This is a genomic window from Nonomuraea sp. NPDC046570 (assembly GCF_040645915.1).
Taxonomy (GTDB): Bacteria; Actinomycetota; Actinomycetes; order Streptosporangiales; family Streptosporangiaceae; genus Nonomuraea.
In genome coordinates this window covers 57,928-76,315 of record NZ_JBEYZF010000028.1, presented here as the reverse complement: position 1 = coordinate 76,315, position 18,388 = coordinate 57,928, and the positions used below count along the sequence as shown (strand labels likewise).

The 18,388-nt window shown below is 72.6% G+C and carries 16 protein-coding genes; 7 read left to right on the top strand and 9 right to left on the bottom strand.

Annotation, left to right across the window (positions count from 1 at the left end):
• Positions 1-50: 50 nt before the first annotated feature.
• Positions 51-221 carry a hypothetical protein gene (locus ABZ911_RS32905; protein ID WP_358064845.1) on the bottom strand — a complete coding sequence of 57 codons (171 nt, stop codon included), beginning with the start codon at positions 219-221 and terminating at the stop codon, positions 51-53.
• A gap of 801 nt (positions 222-1,022) precedes the next feature.
• On the opposite strand from ABZ911_RS32905, the gene ABZ911_RS32900 reads away from it, so the two are divergent.
• Positions 1,023-3,563 (top strand): helix-turn-helix domain-containing protein, encoded by a 2,541-nt coding sequence (locus ABZ911_RS32900; protein ID WP_358064842.1) that lies wholly within the window; start codon positions 1,023-1,025, stop codon positions 3,561-3,563.
• On the opposite strand, the gene ABZ911_RS32895 is transcribed toward ABZ911_RS32900, so the two are convergent.
• On the bottom strand, positions 3,553-4,218 hold the full coding sequence (locus ABZ911_RS32895) for a nitroreductase family protein (RefSeq protein WP_358064839.1): 666 nt from the start codon (positions 4,216-4,218) through the stop codon (positions 3,553-3,555). The two genes, ABZ911_RS32900 and ABZ911_RS32895, sit on opposite strands and share 11 nt — an antisense overlap.
• A gap of 94 nt (positions 4,219-4,312) precedes the next feature.
• Between ABZ911_RS32895 and ABZ911_RS32890 the strand changes: the two genes are divergently transcribed.
• The gene (locus tag ABZ911_RS32890; RefSeq protein WP_358064836.1) at positions 4,313-4,789 is read left to right on the top strand and encodes an Lrp/AsnC family transcriptional regulator; all 477 of its coding nucleotides are present in this window, start codon (positions 4,313-4,315) and stop codon (positions 4,787-4,789) included.
• A 58-nt stretch (positions 4,790-4,847) separates the two neighbouring features.
• On the opposite strand, the gene ABZ911_RS32885 is transcribed toward ABZ911_RS32890, so the two are convergent.
• The 3 genes from ABZ911_RS32885 to ABZ911_RS32875 form a co-directional block, all read right to left on the bottom strand.
• Positions 4,848-5,948 (bottom strand): putative sulfate exporter family transporter, encoded by a 1,101-nt coding sequence (locus tag ABZ911_RS32885; protein WP_358064834.1) that lies wholly within the window; start codon positions 5,946-5,948, stop codon positions 4,848-4,850.
• A gap of 143 nt (positions 5,949-6,091) precedes the next feature.
• A complete protein-coding gene (locus ABZ911_RS32880) occupies positions 6,092-6,748 on the bottom strand; it encodes an RES family NAD+ phosphorylase (protein ID WP_358064831.1) in 657 nt (218 codons plus the stop codon).
• The gene (locus tag ABZ911_RS32875; RefSeq protein WP_358064828.1) at positions 6,748-7,401 is read right to left on the bottom strand and encodes a hypothetical protein; all 654 of its coding nucleotides are present in this window, start codon (positions 7,399-7,401) and stop codon (positions 6,748-6,750) included. Before ABZ911_RS32875 ends, ABZ911_RS32880 begins: the two co-directional genes overlap by 1 nt.
• 64 nt (positions 7,402-7,465) lie before the next feature.
• Here ABZ911_RS32875 and ABZ911_RS32870 point away from each other — a divergent pair, with 64 nt between their 5' ends.
• Positions 7,466-11,257 carry a CHAT domain-containing protein gene (locus ABZ911_RS32870; RefSeq protein WP_358064825.1) on the top strand — a complete coding sequence of 1,264 codons (3,792 nt, stop codon included), beginning with the start codon at positions 7,466-7,468 and terminating at the stop codon, positions 11,255-11,257.
• Here ABZ911_RS32870 and ABZ911_RS32865 read toward each other — a convergent pair.
• Entirely contained in the window at positions 11,238-12,083 is an 846-nt protein-coding gene (locus tag ABZ911_RS32865) for a helix-turn-helix domain-containing protein (RefSeq protein WP_358064822.1), read from the bottom strand. The two genes, ABZ911_RS32870 and ABZ911_RS32865, sit on opposite strands and share 20 nt — an antisense overlap.
• Positions 12,084-12,156: 73 nt before the next feature.
• Entirely contained in the window at positions 12,157-12,288 is a 132-nt protein-coding gene (locus ABZ911_RS32860; protein WP_358064819.1) for a hypothetical protein, read from the bottom strand.
• A gap of 69 nt (positions 12,289-12,357) precedes the next feature.
• Between ABZ911_RS32860 and leuE the strand changes: the two genes are divergently transcribed.
• Both leuE and ABZ911_RS32850 read left to right on the top strand, forming a co-directional pair.
• Positions 12,358-13,020 carry a leucine efflux protein LeuE gene (gene leuE, locus ABZ911_RS32855; protein WP_358064816.1) on the top strand — a complete coding sequence of 221 codons (663 nt, stop codon included), beginning with the start codon at positions 12,358-12,360 and terminating at the stop codon, positions 13,018-13,020.
• A 718-nt stretch (positions 13,021-13,738) separates the two neighbouring features.
• Positions 13,739-14,371 carry a VC0807 family protein gene (locus tag ABZ911_RS32850; RefSeq protein ID WP_358064813.1) on the top strand — a complete coding sequence of 211 codons (633 nt, stop codon included), beginning with the start codon at positions 13,739-13,741 and terminating at the stop codon, positions 14,369-14,371.
• Here the strand turns inward: ABZ911_RS32850 and ABZ911_RS32845 are convergent.
• Positions 14,276-15,298, bottom strand: a complete 1,023-nt coding sequence (locus tag ABZ911_RS32845; protein WP_358064810.1) for a hypothetical protein — start codon at positions 15,296-15,298, stop codon at positions 14,276-14,278. The genes ABZ911_RS32850 and ABZ911_RS32845 overlap by 96 nt on opposite strands.
• Before the next feature lie 76 nt (positions 15,299-15,374).
• Positions 15,375-16,499, bottom strand: a complete 1,125-nt coding sequence (locus ABZ911_RS32840; RefSeq protein WP_358064807.1) for a histidine kinase — start codon at positions 16,497-16,499, stop codon at positions 15,375-15,377.
• Positions 16,500-16,860: 361 nt separating this feature from the next.
• Between ABZ911_RS32840 and ABZ911_RS32835 the strand changes: the two genes are divergently transcribed.
• Together ABZ911_RS32835 and ABZ911_RS32830 are read left to right on the top strand one after the other, a co-directional pair.
• Entirely contained in the window at positions 16,861-17,508 is a 648-nt protein-coding gene (locus ABZ911_RS32835) for a DedA family protein (RefSeq protein WP_358064805.1), read from the top strand.
• Between the two features lie 77 nt (positions 17,509-17,585).
• The gene (locus ABZ911_RS32830; protein ID WP_358064802.1) at positions 17,586-18,386 is read left to right on the top strand and encodes a DMT family transporter; all 801 of its coding nucleotides are present in this window, start codon (positions 17,586-17,588) and stop codon (positions 18,384-18,386) included.
• The last annotated feature ends 2 nt before the right edge of the window (positions 18,387-18,388 follow it).

Here is an 18,388-nt window from a genome sequence, read left to right as displayed (position 1 = left end):
GCGCTGCCGCAGGAGAGGTGGCGCGTTCACGTCAGGGGTGGGGGGATTGGTCAGCGAAGGCCGGTGCCGGGGATGGCCGGGGCGGGCGGCTTGGCGACGTGCCTCGCCGGCGGGGCGGAGGCGGCGGGGAGACCGGCCGCGTCGGCGCCGGTGGGGGCCGGGAGGGCGAGGAAGAGGTTTGCCTGGTCTGTCAGGAAGAGTAAAGGGAGGGTACGCCGCATGATCGCTCCCATAAAGGGGGGAACCGGGGGGTGGTCCATGTCCGGGGCGGCGGAGCATGGCGAGGGACGTACGGATACGGGTGTTATGCCTGTTCAGGGTGGTGAACGAGACATGGCGGCCTCGGTTTCATGATTTCTTTTAGGAAAGTTTCCTAAGAGTTGTCGCGATCGTAGCCTTGACACTCCTCCCCTACAAGACCCAAACCCGCAGGAAGCGGCCACACCGGCCGCGCCCGGGAAAAGGAACGCTCCATTGAATGAGCAAGGCTCATGAGATACGAGAGGCAGGAGAGGCCAGAGAGCAGCCAGATAGCCCCTGTTGCCTTTGCCCGCATTTGTGGTGCTAAGCGGCTACGCTAGTCCTCAGCCATTCCTGTCGGTGATCTGACTGGCACGGTGGGTTCCCGCGCGGGGCCGCCAAGCCGACAGGAAGAGGTCAGGCGAATGCCCGATTCAAAGCGCGGCGAAGAGCCGCAGGAGAAGTCGGAGTCCGAGGAGGAATCCGACGCCCGGAGGAAACGACGGGCTCGCGCTCGCCTCCGTGGCCGAATCCGCAGGACGGCGCAGTACAGCACGCTCGCGATGGTGGCGATACGGCTGTTCGAGGTCGTCCGCGACAGCTGGCCCGGTCTCTAGCCAAGAGACCGGAGGCCAGCTGGGCGACGGCGCACCACCGTAGGGAGCGGAGGTCCGTGTCAGTTGGCGCTGGGCGGACCTTCGACTCTGATCCTGCTTCTCCTATTAGACCTCATCGCACTGAACACTTCCCCCTATCTCTACATAGGTAGATGGGTCCTCTGAATGTTCACCGCAATCCGGCTTACAGACGCCACCGTTGACGTCCTCGAAGTCCTGACGACCCATGCGGGCCGCGACGTCTACGGGCTGGAGGTCGCGCAGTCGAGCCGCCGCCCGACGGGCACGGTCTACCCGCTGCTGGCCCGCCTGGAGAGACAGGGCTGGATCAAGGGCCAGTGGGATGTGGCCGAGGAGGCGCGCAAGGGGCCCCGGCGCCGCTACTACCGGCTGACCGGCGAGGGCGCGGCCTCGGCCGAGCGGGCCCTCGCCCGGCGGCGGGCGGACGCCTACCGGTCCGCGCCCGTCACCTCGCGAGGGCGTCCCGCCGACTCCCCCGCCCTCGTCCCGGCGAACGTTCCCGTGGTGGTCCGCGAGTTCGTCACCGAGCTCAGGCTGGTCAGGATGCGGGCCGGGGCCCCCTCGCTGCGCGCCCTGTCCGCCCTGACCTTCTACAGCGCCGGAGCCCTGTCCGCGGCGTTCTCCGGCAGGTCGCTGCCCTCCGCCCCGCTGCTGGAGAGCATCGTCCGGGCCTGCGGGGCCGACCCCGGCGAATGGTCGGCCCGGCTCAACCTCGCCGAGCAGAGCGTCAGGGAGGGCGTCCACATCCCCTACGACTTCGGCGACTTCTATCCGCTCGGCGTGCGATGGGCGCGGCAGGCGCTGTCCGGCAGGTGGCGGACGACCTCGCCCGACGAGGAGGCGGACGTGGTGCAGGAAGCCATGCTGCTGGCCTGCGAGCAGTGGAACGCCGTCAGAGCCGGGAGGGACATCAAGGCCTGGGTCGTCGCGCAGGCGCGGTGGTGCGCGAGCAGGTCGGCGCGGCAGCGCCTGCGCGACGACGCCCTGGCCGCCCGGGTGGGCGAGCAGCCGGACGCCCGCCTGGCCCGGAATCCGGTCGACATCGCCGAGCAGCGCCTGCTGGCCGGGGAGATCCTCGGGCGGGTGGACCCGGCGACCGCGCGCATGGTCCTGCTGCGCAGCCAGGGCTTCACCGTGTCGGAGATCGCCGACATGCACGCCACGACGACCTCGATCGTGGAGGCCCGGCTGACCCGGTTGCGCCGGGTGGCCCGGCTCTGGGTGGATCCCGTCAAGGGCGACGGCCTGACGGACTATCTCCGGCTGTTGCGCGTCCAGGCCGGCGAACCGTCGATCCGCGATCTGGCCTCCCGGGTCGGCTACAGCCATACGACCGTGCACCGGGTGATGTCCGGCCGGACCCGGGGGGCCCACCAGTGGGTCCTGGTCAAGCGCCTGATCGAGGCGATGGGCGGCTCGCTCAGCGAGGCCGAGGCCCTGGGGGTGGGCTCGCCGGCGGAGGCCGAGGCCCTGGGGGTGGGCTCGGCCCGGGGCCCCGCCGCCGGGGAGAGCGCGCCCAAGGTGTCCGTGGACTCCGTGGACGCCTACTCCATGTGGGCCTTGGCGGAGAAGCTGGAGAAGGCGGGCAGGAGCGCCGAGGCCGCCGACCTCTGGCGGCCGGCGGCCGAGGCCGGCGACACCGAGGCCATGTGGGTCCTGGCCGACAAGCTGGAGGGCGCGGGCCGGATCGAGGAGGCGGAGTCCTGGCTGACGACCGCGGCGGAGAAGGGCGACGTCGCGGCCGCCCAGCACCTCGCGGCCCGGCTCGAACACGCGGGATCCCTGGAAGCGGCCTGCGACATCTGGAAGAGCGCGGCCTCTCACGGCGATCCGACCGCCCTACAGGAGACGACCAGGTTGCTGCGGCGCCTCGGCCGCGTCGCCGAGGCGCGCGACCTGTGGGAGCGGCAGGCCGCCACCGGCAATCGGCTGGCCATGCGGGAGCTGAGCGCGCTGCTCGCCAGGACCGGCCACCCGGAGCAGGCCTGTGCGGTGTGGCGGACCGCGGCGAACGCGGGTGACCTGCCCGCGATGCTGGAGCTCGCCCCGCTCCTCACCGAGACGGGACGGCCGGCGGAAGCCGAGAGGTGGCTCCGTCTGGCCGCCGACACCGGCGACTGGGAGAGCATCCGGGCGCTCGCCGATCTGCTGGAACGCCGCGGCGCGATCGAGGAGGCCGAGTTCTGGCTGCACCGCCTGGTCGGGGAGGGTGACGCGAACGCCATGTCCGCGCTCTCCAGCCTGCTCGAACGCAACGGGAAGTTCTTCGCCGCCTGCCAGATCTGGCGGAGCCGCGCCGAAGGGGGCAACCGGTACGCCATGTGGCACCTGGCCGCGCTCTTCGAGAGGTCGGGCAGGCCGGAGGAGGCCGCGGCCTGGAAGGTCCGCGCCGCGGGGAACGACGAACCGTGCGTGGAGCTGGAGCTCACCGGGACCGAGGAGGAGAGGCGGGAGACCTGGCTGCGCCGGTCGGCCAAGGCGGCCAACCCCGTCGCGCCCGTCGCCCTGGCCGACCTCCTGGTGCAGGCGGGCAGGGACAAGGAGGCCAGGCAGGTCCTCCGGGAGGCCGTCGCCGACGGCAACCAGGTCGCCTCGACGGCGCTGGCGGAGCTCCTGCGCAAGGAAGGCCGGATCGCGGAGGCCCTGGAGGTGTACGAGGGCGTCGGGCCGAGCGTCAGGCGATGACCTCCGACAGGGGCTTGCGGGCCAGGTCCGGGACCTCGGCGTCGGGGGCGGCGTAGCCGACGGGGAACAGGATGTAGGGGCGCTCGCTCGCCGGGCGCCGGCAGATCTCGGTGAGGAAGGCCATCGGGTTCGGCGTGTGGGTGAGGGTCGACAGGCCCATCGTGTGCAGGGCGGTGATGAACAGGCCGCAGGCGATGCCGACGCTCTCGTTGACGTAGTAGTGCTTGACGCGGGTGCCGTCGGGGCGGGTGCCGTACTTCTGGGCGAAGCAGACCACCAGCCAGGGTGCGATCTCCAGGTAGCGCTTGTCGGAGGTGGTCTCCAGCGGGGCGAGCGCCTCGCGCCACTCGGGGGTCAGCCGGCCGCCCTCGTAGTTCTGCCGCTCCTCCACCTCGGCGGCCTGCCTGATCCGCTTCTTGGTGGCGGCGTCGCCGATGACCGCGAACGTCCACGGCTGCTGGTGCGCGCCGGAGGGCGCGGTGTTCGCGGCCTTGACGGCGAGTTCCACGCAGGTGTACGGCACGGGCTCGTCGCTGAAGAAGCGCACGCTGCGGCGGCGGTCGATCAGCGCGTAGAACTCCTCGCCCCGCCTGATCATCTCGGCTTCGGGGAAACGCTCGGGCGCATAGGGGATGAACGGGTATTTGTGCTCCATAGAAACCGCAGTCTCGGTAAGACTGCCGAAGATGACAACACCTACCCGCCTATGCTGTGAAATTGTCAGAAATTTCGGTAGAAGGCGGGTGAATATGCCAGCACGGCGGAGCGGGCTCGACGATCTCGACCTGAGGATTCTGCGCATGGTCCGCGATCGGCCGCGCAGCGGCCTGCTGGAGGTCGCGCGGCTGCTCGGGGTGGCCCGTGGCACCGTACAGGCCCGGCTGGACCGGATGACCGCCGACGGCGTGATCACCGACTTCGGCCCGAACCTGTCCCCCAGGGCGCTCGGCCATCCCGTGCAGGCCTTCACCACGCTGGAGGTCGAGCAGGCTTCCCGGGAGGACATCTCGGCCGCGCTCGAAGCGATCCCCGAACTGCTGGAGGCCTACATCGTCACCGGTCCCGGCGATGTGTGGTGCCGGGTCGCCGGGCGCGATCACGAGCACATCCAGCAGGTCATCGACCGGATGCTGGCGATCGAGGGGGTACGGCGCAGCAGCACGGTGATCACCCTGTCCACGGTGGTCGCGCACCGCGTCCACCCCTTGGCCGCGATGCCCCGCTGAGCGAAGCCGCGGTACGGCTTGCGCGGCCACCCCTGCCGCGCGAGCCGTACCGCGCCTTCTAGGTGGTGAACCCGCTGAACAGCAGCATGGCCAGCCCCAGCGCCAGCAGCAGGTTCACTCCCGTCGCGGCGGCGAAGACGCCGACCGGACGCCAACCGGCCTCCTTCAGTGAGGAGACGCGGAACTCCAGCCCGATGCTGACGAACGCCAGGATCAGGAACCACACCCGCAGATCGTTCGCGACGCCGATGACCGCCTTCGACCCGCCCGCGCCCAGGTACCAGGTCGCGATCACCGAGGCGGCCACGAAGCCCAGGACGAACTTGGGGAAGCGCCGCCACAGTTCGGCGACGCCCGGCCTGGGCGCGTCGGGGCGGCGCTCGATCCGGAAGGCGAAGTAGGCGGTCAGGGCCACCGCGACCACGCCCATCAGCGCGTTCTGCGAGACCTTGACGATGCTCGCGATCCGCAGCGCGTCCTCGCCGACGATCGCGCCGGCGGCGGTCACCGCGGCGGTGGTGTCGATGTTGCCGCCGATCCACGCGCCCGCCACCGCCGGGCTCAGCCCGAACACCGCCGCCAGCCACGGCAGAATGAAGATCGACGGGAGCGCGAACGCGATCACCAGGCTCGCGCTGTAGGCGAGCTGCTCCTTCCTCGCCTGTACGGCTCCCGCCGCCGCGATCGCCGCGCTCACTCCGCAGATCGACACCGCGGAGGCCAGCAGCGCGCGCAGCTTGTCGTCCAGCCCGGCCCGCCCGCCCAGCCACCAGGTGAACCCGAAGACACCGCTGATCAGCACGACCGCCTGGATGAGGGCCGGTCCCACGGCGGTGACGATCAGGCCGAGGTTGATTGACGCGCCCAGCAGGACCAGCCCGGTCTTGATGAAGAACTCGGTGCGGAACCCACCGGCCAGCCGGTCCCGTAATCCGGTCACGGCGAGGACGGCGTTGCCGAGCAGGCCGAGCGCGATCGCGTACACCGGGTACTCGATCGCCGCCCCCACCCCCGCCAGCGGCCCGCCCTCGGTCGCCTCGGGGACGGCCTGCTCCAGGTAGCGGGCGGCGGCGGCCAGGGCCAGCACGACGAGCACGCCCGCGGCGGTCCACGGCCAGGTCGCGGGAGGCGCGACGGCCGCCCTCTCCTCGGTGCTCATCAGGGCACCAGCCCCTGCGGGATGATCCCGGCGAGCACCAGCACCAGCAGCCCAAGGCCGACGATGGTCGCCGCCCAGTCCTCGTTCATAAATTCAGAGTAAACCAGTAGGGATCTAGGGCAAATAGCTCGCCGGGATTTTCTTCAGGAACGTCGTGCCGGGTTGACGTGGGCGCCGTACGGGGCGAGATAGCCGTTCAGGCGGCCGAGCAGGCTGTGCTCGTCGAGGTCGAAGCCCGCTTCCGGGAGTGGTTTCAGCAGGTCGAAGCGGTCGCCGAAGAGCATGACGCAGCGGCGGGTCAGGTCGCGCTTGGACTGCCACTCCAGGCCCTGCGCCCAGGACTGCCGCTCGTGCAGCCAGCAGGCCCAGCGCCTGGTGAGGTCGTACTTCAGCGGCTCGGCGTGCAGCAGCGACTCGTCGGCGCAGACGCCCGCGAGGTCGGTGGAGTCGACCAGGCGCAGCAGTCGCACGTCCCCGGTCAGCTCGACGGCCGACAGCCGTCTGCCCGCGATCCTCGCCCGGGGGAGCAGCCGCCTGCCCCGGTCGTCGAACGGCAGGTCGCGCAGGAGCGTCTCGGCGAGCGCGGTGGACTCGTCCGGGGCCGCGTACAGGTACGGGTAGAAGCGCTCGGACGTGCAGTCGAAGCGTCCGCCGCCGCGTTTGTCCGGGTCGATGGGGGTGCGGTTGAAGGAGTCGGGGGCGAACTTTCTGCGGTGCACCCGCCAGAGGACGGCGCCCGCGGTCAGCACGGTCTTGGCGGGCGTGCCCGCGCAGTCGCCCGGGGGAAGGCGCAGCGCCATCAGTCGTCCCCGCCCACGGCCAGCGCGGCGGCGACGAGTTCGCCGTCCCTGGAGCCGCCGAGCAGGTCGGCGGGGACGGCGTCGATCCACGCGTTACGTCCCAGCCACCAGTCGGCCACCCCCCACGGGTCCTCGTCCGCCCCCAGGATCCGGTTGACCTCGCGCACCACGGGCCAGACCTGCCGCGGCCCCTCGAACTGGAACGCGGGCACCCGCACCCGCCCATCGCCCCGCTCCAGCCTGATCAGCCAGAGCTCATCGACCTCCACGCTCTCGGCGGGCACCTCGAACAGCCTGTCCTCGACGGCCCGCGTCACCTCCACGCCGCTCACCCGGCCGAGGACCGCGCCCCAGTCGCCCGCCGTGCTCCGGTCGCCTGATGTGCCCGGGGAAAAGCGGCTGGCCCCGCTGGGGAGGTGGGTCAGGAAGGGGTGACCCGGTGGGAGCGAGACGTCGAGCAGGTCGGCGATCTGGAGCGCGATCTCCTCGACCTCGTCCACCGCCTCCGGCGGAGGCCCGCCGGGCTCGTCGGCGGACCCGGCCAGTTCGGCGAGCAGGGCGTCGAGGTGGCGGCGGGGCTCCGCGGAAAGACCGGCGCGTACGGCGTCGAGCTGGTCGAGGAGCGCGCCGATCATCTCTGGGTATCTCGACATATCCACCTCGGGGCGGCATTTTTAGCGGAGACTACCCGCAGACCTTAACCCTCTGGAGGGCTCCTTGACACGCGCCGCCCGACGGGTGCGGGAGCTGCGCGCCAAGCAGGACGAGGCACGCACGCTAAACGACATGGCCCAGTGGCGGGCGGCGCTCGCCTGGGCGCTGCTGGACGCCGCCGAGGAGTCCGCCGAGGAGCCGCTCGACGAGGCGATGGAGCATGCCCGGTGGCTGCTCGGTCAATGGCGGATGAGCGGAACGCTGCTGCTGGCCGGGGTCGCCCACACCGCCAGGTACCGCCGCGAGGGCGCGCTGGGCGACCTGAACGTCGCGATCACACTGCTGTCCGAGGTGGACGAGCGGGCCGAGGCGGAGGGCGACGACCTGCGGCTGAGCTGGTTCCACCACGTGACGCTGGCCGAGTTACGCGGGGTACGGCTCCAGGCCGGGCCGCCGGTGGGCGGCAGCCTGGAGGACCTGCGCCTGTCGGTCGCGCACTGCCGCCGAGCCCTGGAACTGTGCGGCTCGGCGGCGGAGCGGGACAGGCTGCGCCTCCTGCTCGGCATCTGCCTGACCAGGCGGGCCGCCCAGTGGCCGCCCATGGCGGAGAAGGACGAGCTGGAGGCCGACGCCCTCCTCGAAGCGGCCGCCGCCCAGGACGAGCCGAGGCTGGAGGCCGTGTACGCGCTCGGGCAGGTACGGCTGGCGCGTGGGCACCGTACCGGCGAGCGGGCCCTGATCGAGTCGGGGATCGGGCTGCTGGAGCGGACGCTGCCGGAGCTCGGGGAGGGGACGCCGCAGCGGGCGGACGCGCTGTCGTCGCTCGCCACCGCGTACGCGGCCCTGGACGAGGACGGCGTGGACGGAATGGTGCGCCACCTGCGCGCCCTGTCGGGCATCACCCCGGAGGAGAACGTCGCGACCCGGACGGGGATCGCGACCATGCTGGGTCCGGCGCTGTTCGTCCAGGCCGTCAGGGACGGCGCCGACCCGGCGCTGGCCGACGAGGCGATCGAGGTGCTCGGGCTGGCTGTCGGCCTGCAGGGGGCGGAGTCGCGGCCCGCGCAGGTGGCCCAGCTCGGCTGCCTGCACTTCATGCGCTACACCCGCACCCAGCACGCCGCCGACCGCGAGGCGGCCCTCACCTGGCTGTCGCGCGCGGTCGCCGCCGAGGAACTGGACGGGGAGTTCAGGGCGTTCAGCCACTCCGCCGTCGGGTTGATGCGCCTGGAGCAGGCCGTCGCGGGGACGCCGGACCGGGAGGGGATCGACGCGGCCATCCTCCACCTGGAGCAGGGGGACGAGAGCGCGCGGGCGGCGCTCGGGCACGCCCGGACGCTCAGGAAGCTGTTCACCGGCGGGTTCTCCTCGGACGCCGAGCTGGCGGCCGGGATCGCCGGGGTCTCAGCCGATCTGGAGCGGCTGGCTCCGGACGATCCCGCGCGTCCCGCGCTCACCGCGACGCTGGCGCGGCTGACGGCGGCCCAGGGCGGGGACCGCGCGCGGACGGTCGAGCTGCTGGAGGAGTCGCTAGCCCGGATGCCCGGCGACGCCCCCGAGCGCCCGCAGACCCTGCTGGCCCTCGCGGGGCACCTGCTCGGCCGGGCCGAGGGCGGCCTGGACGGGATCGACGTGGACCGGGTCCTGGCCCTGGCCGAGGACGCGGAACGCCACCTCGACGGCCCCGGTTCCGGCGACGCGCCCGACGTGCGGGTCGTGCGGGCGTTCGGGCACGCGCTGCGATCCCTGCGGGACGGGGATCGCGGCTCCTTCGACGCGGCCGTCGCCGAGCTCAGGGCACTGCCCCGGCAGGAGGGGTGGAGCGGCCTGGCGCCCGCGATGGTCGCCGTCCTGCTGGCCACCCGCTTCGGCAGGTCCGCCTCGCTGGCCGAGGAGGCCGAGCTCCAGGAGGCGCTCAGGCGGATGGGCCCCGGCCACCCCGCCCGCAAGGCCGCCGAGATGTTCGTGCAGCGGGCCCGGGTGGCGCGCGGGCTGCTCCAGGGCGACACCGAGACGGTCGCCGCGGCCAGGGAGTCGCTGAGCGACATGGCCGACGGGCTTCCCGAGGGCGCGCCGTTCAAGGGACTGCTGGAGTTCACCGCCGCCCAGGAGATGGTCAACCAGGGGGTGCGGCGGCGCGACCTGCGACGGCTGGACGCGGGGGTGGACCGGTTACGCCGGTTCCTGGCCGGTTCGCCGCCCGCGGTGATCGCCGGGGGTGTACGGCTGTTCCTGGCCCTCGCCTCGGTGGACCGCCACCGCGTCAGCGCCCTGCCCGAGGACCTGGACACCGGCATCGGCCAGCTCGAGGCGCTGCGCGACGAGCTCGGGGACCAGCACCCGGTGATGGCGCTGCTGCCGCTGCGCCTGGCCGAGGCGTACCGGCTCAGGGACGACGACGGGCTTATGGACCGCAGGCGGGCCCTGGACACCGGGCTCATGGCGCTGCGCGAGCGCTTCGGGCTGGTGATGACCCAGCAGGGGACGGAGCGGGGGCTGGCGGCGTCCAAGCAGACGGCGACGTTCGCGCTCATGGTCGCCGACTGGGCGCTGGAGGACGGGCAGCCCGCGCTCGCCGTACACGCCCTGGAGCTGGGCCGCAGTCTCGTGCTCGGGGCGGGCACCGCGACGGCGACGGCCGGGGCGCTGCTGCGCGAGCTGGGCGAGGACGGGCTCGCCGCCGAGTGGGAGGAGTCGGTACGGCACGCGGACGCGCCCCTGCCCGGCCTGCCGACCGCGCACATCCCGGGCGACCTGCGCACCCGCGTCCTCGACGCGCTGCACGGCCGGGGCACGGCCAGGCTTCTCGACCCGCCGCCCGTGAGCGAGATCGCCGCCGCCCTGGCCCCATCGTCGCTGCTCGTCTACCTGCTCCCGCCCGCCCACCGCCCGCACGGCACGGCTGTCCTCGTCGACGGCCGGTCCCAGGTCACCGCCCTCGACCTGCCCAGTCTGGACGGGCCCGCGCTGGACGTCCTGACCAGGTTCGCTGCGACGCCCCAGGAGGACCCGGCGTGGCCCACCCTCCTGGGCGAGGTGTGCGACCTGGCCCACGAGTCGGTCGTCGGCCCGCTCCTGGCGGTGTCGGGTGGCGCCGCCACGCTGGTCCTGATCCCCTGGGGCGTCCTCGGCGCGATCCCCTGGCACGCCGCGCGCGCCGCCGTGGACGGCGGCCACCGGTACGCGTGCCAGCGAGCCGCCTTCTCGGTGGCGGCGTCGGCCAGGCAGTTGCTGACCGTGCTGGCGCGCCCGGCGCTCCCGCCCGCGAGCGCGCCCGTGATCGTCGCCGATCCGGCGGGGGCGGCGCTGCGCTGGGCCCGCTGGGAGTGCGACGAGATCCACCGCCTGCACTACCCGCACGCCCGCCGCTACGGCCGCTGGCGGCGCGACCCGCTCGCCGCCCGGCCCGCCGGAGGGGTGGCGGCGGCGACGGCCGAGGCGCTGCTGCCGGTGCTGCCGGGCGGCGCGGCCGAGGAGGCGTCGCTGCTGCACTTCGGCGGGCATGCCAGTTCGGACGGCTCGTCGGCCGCGTCGCACCTGCTGGTGGCGGGTGAGCGGCTGTCGGTGGCGCGGATCCTCGCGCAGTCCCGGGCCAGGCCGGCCGACCGGCCCGGCGGCGTCGTCGTGCTGTCGTCGTGTACCAGCGACCTGACGAGGGACGACCACGACGAGGCGCTGACGCTGGCCACGGCGTTCCTCGCGGCGGGCGCGACCGGGGTGATCGGGTCGCGGTGGATGCTGGACGAGGACCGGGAGATACCCGAGGGCCTGTCCGCGCACCTGCGCGACCGCGCCGCCGAGCTGGGCCTGGACGATCCGGTGATCTGGGCCGCCTTCACGCACCAGGGCCGTTGAGCGCGATCGCGACCTCCATCCCGGCGACGCCGCCCTGCTCCATGAGCCCGATCTGGCGCAACCTGGACAGGTCCACCGCCTCCCCCCGCTCCTCTGCCGCGGCGAGCAGCGCGAGGACCGCCGGATGCGTGGCCCCGTCCACCAGCACCACGGGGTCGTCGAAGCGCCACCGCACCACCAGTTCCCGCCCCTCCTCCAGCGTGCCGCTCTCGACGACCCGCCCAGGCACCCGCCACCCCTCGGGTACGGCCCGCGCGACCGGCCAGCAGCAGAGGATCTCCACCGCCGTGTCGCTCCCCGCCGCCCCGCGCATGGTCGTCCAGAACGCCCCCGTGGGTCGGTTGCCGTCCTGGTCTAGAGCCCGCCACAGCTCGCCGAACGCCTCGTTGGCCAGGTCGTCGGCCGCCTCGACGTCCGGGTCCTCGGCGTCGGGCACGGGCAGGACCACGCCCGCCCAGCCGGTGCGCCGGGCCGTACGCTCCAGCACCTGCCACTCGTGCCGGTCTGCCTTGGCGAGCAGGTGGCCGAGCGCCTCCAGCGCGGCGTCCTGCCGCTCCCGCTCGGCCGCCAGGCGCGCGCCGTGCCCAGCGAGCAGGGTCTCGGCGTCCGGCCCGCCGTCCAGCAGGGCGGGCGCCTCGGCGAGCGGCAGGTCGGCCGCCCGCATGGCCTTCAACCGGATGGCGGGCTCGAACTGCGCGGCGCTGTAGCGGCGGTGCCGCGAGTCGGGGTCGACCCGGGCGGGCTTCAGCAGCCCCTGCTCGTCGTAGAGGCGCAGCGCCTTGACGCTGAGGCCGGTCAGCTCCGCGAACTCCCCGATGCTCATCATGAGCCCAGTGTGCGACCTCCCCCAGGGGCGGGATCAACCCGCCGATTGACAGGGGGGCTCATTCGTTGTCCATTCAGGAAATGGCGGTACAGGGCACCTGCGATCCCAGGTGCGGGAGGAGTTCGAGCGCGACATCGCCGAGCGCGGCGAGGTCGGCGCGTCCGTCCGCGTCATCGTGGACGGCGAGGTTGCCCCCGTCGTCCATACCCGCGCTGACCTTCCACATAAAGGTCCGCTATACCGTTACATGACACCGTTTTCAGGAGTAAGTGGCATGTTCTTCGGGATCACCGACATCTGGACCTATGTGGTCGGCGCCTTCTTCATCATCCTGCTGCCCGGGCCGAACTCGCTGTTCGTGCTCTCCCTCGCGGCGCAACGCGGCGTGCGGGCCGGATACCGGGCGGCGGCCGGGGTCTTCGTCGGTGACAGCGTCCTGATGCTGCTCGCCGCCGCCGGAGCCGCCTCCCTGCTGAAGTCCACGCCCCTGCTGTTCAGCGTCGTGCAGTACGCCGGGGCGGGCTACCTGGCGTGGCTCGGTTTCCAGATGCTGCGCGGGGCGTGGAGGTCCTGGCGCTCGGCCGACGCGCCCGCCGCCGTCTCCGCCGAGGGCCTCGCCGCCGGTGAGCCGAAGGTGCGCCCGTTCCGCAAGGCGCTCACGATCAGCCTGCTCAACCCCAAGGCGATCCTGTTCTTCATCTCCTTCTTCATCCAGTTCGTCGACCCCGGGTACGGCACGCCCGCCCTGTCCTTCCTCATCCTCGGCGCGATCATCCAGGTCTTCAGCGGCCTCTACCTGACCGCGCTGATCTTCAGCGGCACGTTCCTGGCGCACCAGTTCCGCTCCCGCCGCAAGCTCTCCGCCGGCCTGAGCTCCGGCGTGGGCGCGCTGTTCCTCGGCTTCGGCGCCAAGCTGGCCACGACCAGCCTGGGCTGACCTCAGGCGCGCGCAGGGCGGGGGCCGGGGCGCGGAACAGCTCGACGATGTACCAGAGGCGGGCCAGCAGCACGAGCACGACGAGCAGGACGCTCGCCACACCGGCCAGCGCCACCCACCCCACCACCTCCGCCGCGATCACCACCCACCGCTGCACGTTGAACCGCGAGGCCGTGGCGGCGTCACCGTGCTCGCCGGCGACCTTCATGACGGCGACCGCGATCAGGACGAGGACCACGGCGTCCGTCAGTCCGAGCAGGAGGAGGGCCAGCGGGGGCAGGGAGATGGGGAACACTTCCATCAGCGAGATGCCCGCGGCCACCACGGCGGCGGCCCTGGCGGGCAGGAACGCGGGATGCGCCTGCCGTCCCAGCCGGTCGAGCGCCACCACGACGAGGAACCAACCGAGCGCGTCCACGATCAGGTCGAAGCCGTTGAGGGTCAGATCGACGGAGACGACCAGAAGTCCGAGGGCGATCGACTTGTAGGGCTGCACGCCCGAAGCGTGACATGTCCTGACGTGCGCGATCAAGGGAGCGGCGAAGATGCCGATTGCGCCGTATGGCGGTGGCAGCGGAAGCGGTCAGGTACCGTAAGCCACCGGTGTGCCCACGCGCACCGGGGTAACCGTCCCGTCACCCCGTCGTAAGCGTCCCGTGATGCCTGGTGCTCCGAAGCCCGGGTAGGCGCTGGCCTCGGGCCGACTTACGGAGCAGTCTTGAACCCTCCCCCATTCGTGCTGCCACGGCTGACCGCCCTCGCGCGGCAGGCGGTCCCCCGGCTGCTCGAAGGCGTCGTCGCCCCCATGGCCGTCTTCTACACCGCGATGGCCGTCCTCGGCCTCACCTGGGCGCTGGTCGCCGTGATCGCGTGGGTGTACGGCGGGGTGGCCTGGCGGCTGATCAAGGGCATCAAGGTGCCGGCCACGATGCTGCTGGCCGCGATCGCGATCACCGCGCGGTCCCTGGTGAGCTTCTGGACGGGAAGCTGGGTGGTCCACTTCATCCAGCCGGAGTTCGGCACGATCTGCCTCGGCATCGCCTTCCTGGCCTCGGTCCGGCTGAACCGCCCCATGGTGCAGAAGCTCACACTCGACTACATCCACCTGCCGTCCGCCGTGCTCAAGCACGAGCGGATGCGCCGGTTCTTCGCCCGGATCACCCTGCTGTGGGCGTTCGTACTGCTGGCCAACTCGGCGGTCAGCATCTGGCTGGTGCTGCACGAGTCGCTCGGCACCTACCTGCTGCTGCGCACCTCAGCGGTGGCCGCGATCAGCGGGCTGGCGATCGCCGTGTCGCTGTTCGCCTTCAAGCGCGTCCTGCGCAGGCTGCACCCCGTACCCGCCGTCTGACCTCTCGGCCAGCAGGAAAGCCCCGGCCAGGCCGATCACCAGGCCGGCCAGCAGGGACACCAGCTCCACGGCGTCCATCACCTGGGTCCCGAAGGTGACGCCCGCGGTGAGCGGCGGCTTCAGCACGGTCAGCACCATCGCGTAGAGCCCCCATCCGAACATGGCCCCCGCGCCCAGCCACCCGGCGGCCAGCGCCGTCCAGAACGGCAGCCGCGGGCGGCGCAGCACGACCGCCAGCAGTCCGGCCGCGCCCAGCCAGGCGAGCAGGCCCTCGACGCCGACCCGCAGCGCCGCGGTGCCGGAGAACGCCGCCACCACCCGCTCGTACAGGCCGATCTCACCGCCGAACGCCCAGTACAGCTTGATGCCGCCGACTGGCAGCACGACCAGCAGCGCGCCCCAGGCGACGACCCGCTGGAAGGGGCGGGTGGCGCTGGCGAAGCGGTACGACAGCGGGGTGGTGAAGACCGACGGCCAGCGGTCGCGGGCGTAGAGCGCGAACGCGGCCATCAGCCCGATCCCCTGGCCGACGAAGCCCGCGTAGACGGCCAGGTACACCCACTGGGCGAGCGGGCCGCCCTCGGGGAAGACGCCGGTGCCGCCCATCGCCACGGAGAACGGCAGGACGACCACGATCTGCGACAGCAGGCCGGTGCCCACCCAGATCGGCAGCAGCACCAGCCAGGCCGGCAGGCGCATGCCCCAGCGCATGGTGAAGGCCAGCGCGAGGAGCAGGCCGACGAGGTCCATGGCGAAGGTGGCCGCGTTGAGGCCGACCATGGACGGGTCATCGAGGAAGGCCGGGTCCGAGACGCCGACGGGGTTGCCCGTGAGCCAGAGGATCTTGATGGTCAGGTAGGGCAGCATGGCTGCGATCGCCACGATGGCCGCGGTCACCCGCCCGATGCCCGCGCTCGATGTCGTCATGCTCCGAGCATCGCCGCGGCGGGCCCCTGCTCCTTCCCGCGCGCAGGGGATCCTCCTCCCCCTGGCGGGGGAGAGCTCAGAGGCGGGCGATCAGTGCGAAGCCGCCCTGACTGGGGCCTGCCTCCAGGGTGCCGCCGGCCAGCCGTACCCGCTCGTGAAGGGCGGTCAGGCCCACGCCTCCGGAGGTGGCGGCGACCGGCCTGCCGGGCGGCGGGCCGTTGCGCACCGACACGCGGCCCGCGCCGATCGAGACCTCGACCGGCGCGCCCGGCGCGTGCTTGGCGGCGTTGGTCAGCCCCTCCTGCACCACCCGGTGCGCGATCGCCGGGACGGGTCCGTCCCCGGTCTCCAGCGTGATCGTCATCCCGGAGGCGCGGGCCCGCTCGACCAGGTCGGTCACGCCCTCGTCCACGGGGGTGAGCGGCGGCGAGTCCGCCGTGTCGCGCAGCAGCCCGACGATCTGCCGCAGCCGCTCGGTCGCCTCCCCTGCGGCCAGCCGCAGCTCCCCCGCCGCCCTGGCGTGTTCGGGGTCGAGCCCGCGCGCCACTTCGAGGCCCGCTGCCCGCACCGCGATCAGCGCCAGGTCGTGGCCGAGCGAGTCGTGCATGTCGTGCGCGATCCTGGTCCGCTCCCGCAGCCTGGCCTGCTCCTCGGCCGACCGCCTGGTCCGCTCCCGCTGCTCCAGCATGCGCCGGCGGACCACCCCCACCAGGTACGGCAGGGCGTAGAGGCCGAGCAGCCCGCTGCCCATCGTGATCCACATCCCCAGGCCGCCGCCCCGCGCAAGCACCGCCCCCGCCCCGGTCCCGGCGGCGAGGGCGAAGACGGCGAGCGCGGGCCAGACCCTGACCGTGCGCCTGCCGGACAGGTAGGTGTAGGTGAGCAGCGCGGGCCAGGAGATCGCCAGCGGGAAGATCTTGACGTAGTCGCCCGCGCCGATCATGGAAAGGTCGGTGGTGGCCAGGCCCTCGGCGAAGTCCCACGGCCCCAGCGGCAGCAGCAGCGCGACCGCCGCCGGCGGCCACGGACGGCCGACCAGGACGGCCAGCCCGACGAGCACCCACCTGCCGCCCGTCACGGCGGCGAAGGCGCCCGGGTGGTCGAGCGGGTCGGGGCCGTAGGCCGCCAGAAGGACACAGGTCGGCAGCCAGAGTCCCAGGTCACGCAGGGTCTGGCGGCCGGTGCGGCGCAGGTGCTTCACCCGCACGACGGTAGCGGGCGCGCGCGGGACGGCCCACCGGCGAAGGTCGGGCGCGGCCCCTGACGAAAGTCGGGGTGGGGTTTTCCCTACCCCCGAAACGCACGCCTGCCCTCCTGCGGGCGGGCCCGCCGCGACGGTTGGATCGACCTCAGGGAGGAGCCCAACCCCCGACGAAAGTCAGGGGTAGTGCCTAGCGATCGCCTGATGTGCGGTCACCTGCTGGATTCCTACCGTCGTGAGGGAAAAGCCCTGAGCCTTCTCGGGGGACGGCCCACGTTCTGCCGGGGAGATCCCCGATGGTTCGCGGGGCCGGCCACGGACAGGCTGGGGACCACTCTCGAACAGACCGGAGTTCCCGTCCATGTCGCAAGCCATTCTCGACCTGATGCACCAGGTGATGACCTCACCCTGGGTGTACGTCGCGCTGTTCGCCCTCGCGGCCCTCGACGGCTTCTTCCCCGTGGTGCCCGCGGAGACCTCGGTGATCACCGCGGGCGTGTTCGCCGCCTCGACAGGCGCGCCCGAGCTGTGGCTGATCATCCCGGTGGCCGCGCTCGGGGCGTTCACCGGCGACCACATCTCCTACTTCATCGGCAGCAAGGCCGGCGGGCGGCTGCGGACCAGACCGCGCACCCGCAAGGTGTACGCGTGGGCCAGTCAGGCCCTCGCGGAGCGCGGCGGCCTGCTGCTCGTCGTGGCCCGCTACATCCCGGGCGGGCGCACGGCCGCCACGATCACCATGGGAGCGGTCGGCTACCCGCGCCGCTCCTTCGCCTTCTTCGACGCGATCGCCGCCGGCTCGTGGGCGGTCTACTCCGCGCTGATCGGCTTCTTCGGCGGCATGGCCTTCGAGAACGACCCGATCAAGGGCCTGCTGCTCGGCCTCGGCATCGCGCTGTCGATCACCGCGGTGGTGGAGGGCGTGCGCTGGATCAGGAAGCGCCGGAAGACACAGGAAGACCACAGAGAGCTCATCGGAGCCACACAGGGCGCCGAAGGAGACTCCTGACTGTCCGTCCCCGTTAACCCGAGCCCGGACGTCCCCGACATCTCGGCCTGGCTTCATCCAGTTGAAAGGAGCGACGGATGACTGTGCTGGCCGCGGCGATCGCCCTGGTGGGCTCGCTGTTCTTCGCCCTCGGCGCCGCTCTCCAGCAGTTCGAGGTCTTCGGTACGGCCAAGCCGCGCCTGCGCGAACTGCTGCGCAGGCCCCGGTGGCTGCTGGGCGGCCTGTCCATCGTCACGGGCGGCGGCCTGCACATCGTCGCCCTGGGCCTCGGCCCGCTGACGATCGTCCAGCCGATGGGCGTGGCCAGCCTGCTGTTCGCGCTGCCGATCGCGGGAGCGCTGCACCGCCGCAAGCCCACCGGCAAGGAGCTGGCGGCGGCCGCCACGGTCGCCGCAGGACTGATCGGCCTCGTCGTGCTGGTCCCCGAGCACGACGGCCCGACCTACCTGAGCCCGACCGGCGCGGCGACGCTGCTGGCGGTCGCCGGGATCTCCGCCCTGCTGCTCTGGAGCGCCTCCAGGGTGGCCTCGCCGGCGGGCCGCGCGGCCCTGCTCGCCACCAGCTCCGGCGTGCTCTACGGCGCCACCGCGACGCTGATGCGGGTGCTCGTCGACGGCGGCTGGAACTGGTGGTACGTCCTGGCCCTGCCGCTGCCCGCGCTGCTCGCCCTGATGCTGCTGCAGCGGGCCTACGCCGTCGGCCACTTCGGCGTCTCGTTCGCCTCGCTGCAGATCGCCGACCCGCTCACCGCCGTCGCCTTCGGCGCCCTGCTCCTGCACGAGCCCCTTCCCCAAGGGTTCGTCCCGATCCTCGCCGCCGCGCTCACCGCGGCCGGCACCGTCGCCCTCGCACGAACCTCTCCCATGCAGATCCGCTGACA

Excerpts from the sequence above, each read along its gene's own strand:
- ABZ911_RS32905 (WP_358064845.1), bottom strand. The coding sequence starts at position 221 with ATGCGGCGTACCCTCCCTTTACTCTTCCTGACAGACCAGGCAAACCTC.
- ABZ911_RS32900 (WP_358064842.1), top strand. The coding sequence starts at position 1,023 with ATGTTCACCGCAATCCGGCTTACAGACGCCACCGTTGACGTCCTCGAA.
- ABZ911_RS32895 (WP_358064839.1), bottom strand. The coding sequence starts at position 4,218 with ATGGAGCACAAATACCCGTTCATCCCCTATGCGCCCGAGCGTTTCCCC.
- ABZ911_RS32890 (WP_358064836.1), top strand. The coding sequence starts at position 4,313 with ATGCCAGCACGGCGGAGCGGGCTCGACGATCTCGACCTGAGGATTCTG.
- ABZ911_RS32885 (WP_358064834.1), bottom strand. The coding sequence starts at position 5,948 with ATGAGCACCGAGGAGAGGGCGGCCGTCGCGCCTCCCGCGACCTGGCCG.
- ABZ911_RS32880 (WP_358064831.1), bottom strand. The coding sequence starts at position 6,748 with ATGGCGCTGCGCCTTCCCCCGGGCGACTGCGCGGGCACGCCCGCCAAG.
- ABZ911_RS32875 (WP_358064828.1), bottom strand. The coding sequence starts at position 7,401 with ATGTCGAGATACCCAGAGATGATCGGCGCGCTCCTCGACCAGCTCGAC.
- ABZ911_RS32865 (WP_358064822.1), bottom strand. The coding sequence starts at position 12,083 with ATGATGAGCATCGGGGAGTTCGCGGAGCTGACCGGCCTCAGCGTCAAG.
- ABZ911_RS32860 (WP_358064819.1), bottom strand. The coding sequence starts at position 12,288 with ATGGACGACGGGGGCAACCTCGCCGTCCACGATGACGCGGACGGACGC.
- leuE (WP_358064816.1), top strand. The coding sequence starts at position 12,358 with ATGTTCTTCGGGATCACCGACATCTGGACCTATGTGGTCGGCGCCTTC.
- ABZ911_RS32845 (WP_358064810.1), bottom strand. The coding sequence starts at position 15,298 with ATGACGACATCGAGCGCGGGCATCGGGCGGGTGACCGCGGCCATCGTG.
- ABZ911_RS32835 (WP_358064805.1), top strand. The coding sequence starts at position 16,861 with ATGTCGCAAGCCATTCTCGACCTGATGCACCAGGTGATGACCTCACCC.
- ABZ911_RS32830 (WP_358064802.1), top strand. The coding sequence starts at position 17,586 with ATGACTGTGCTGGCCGCGGCGATCGCCCTGGTGGGCTCGCTGTTCTTC.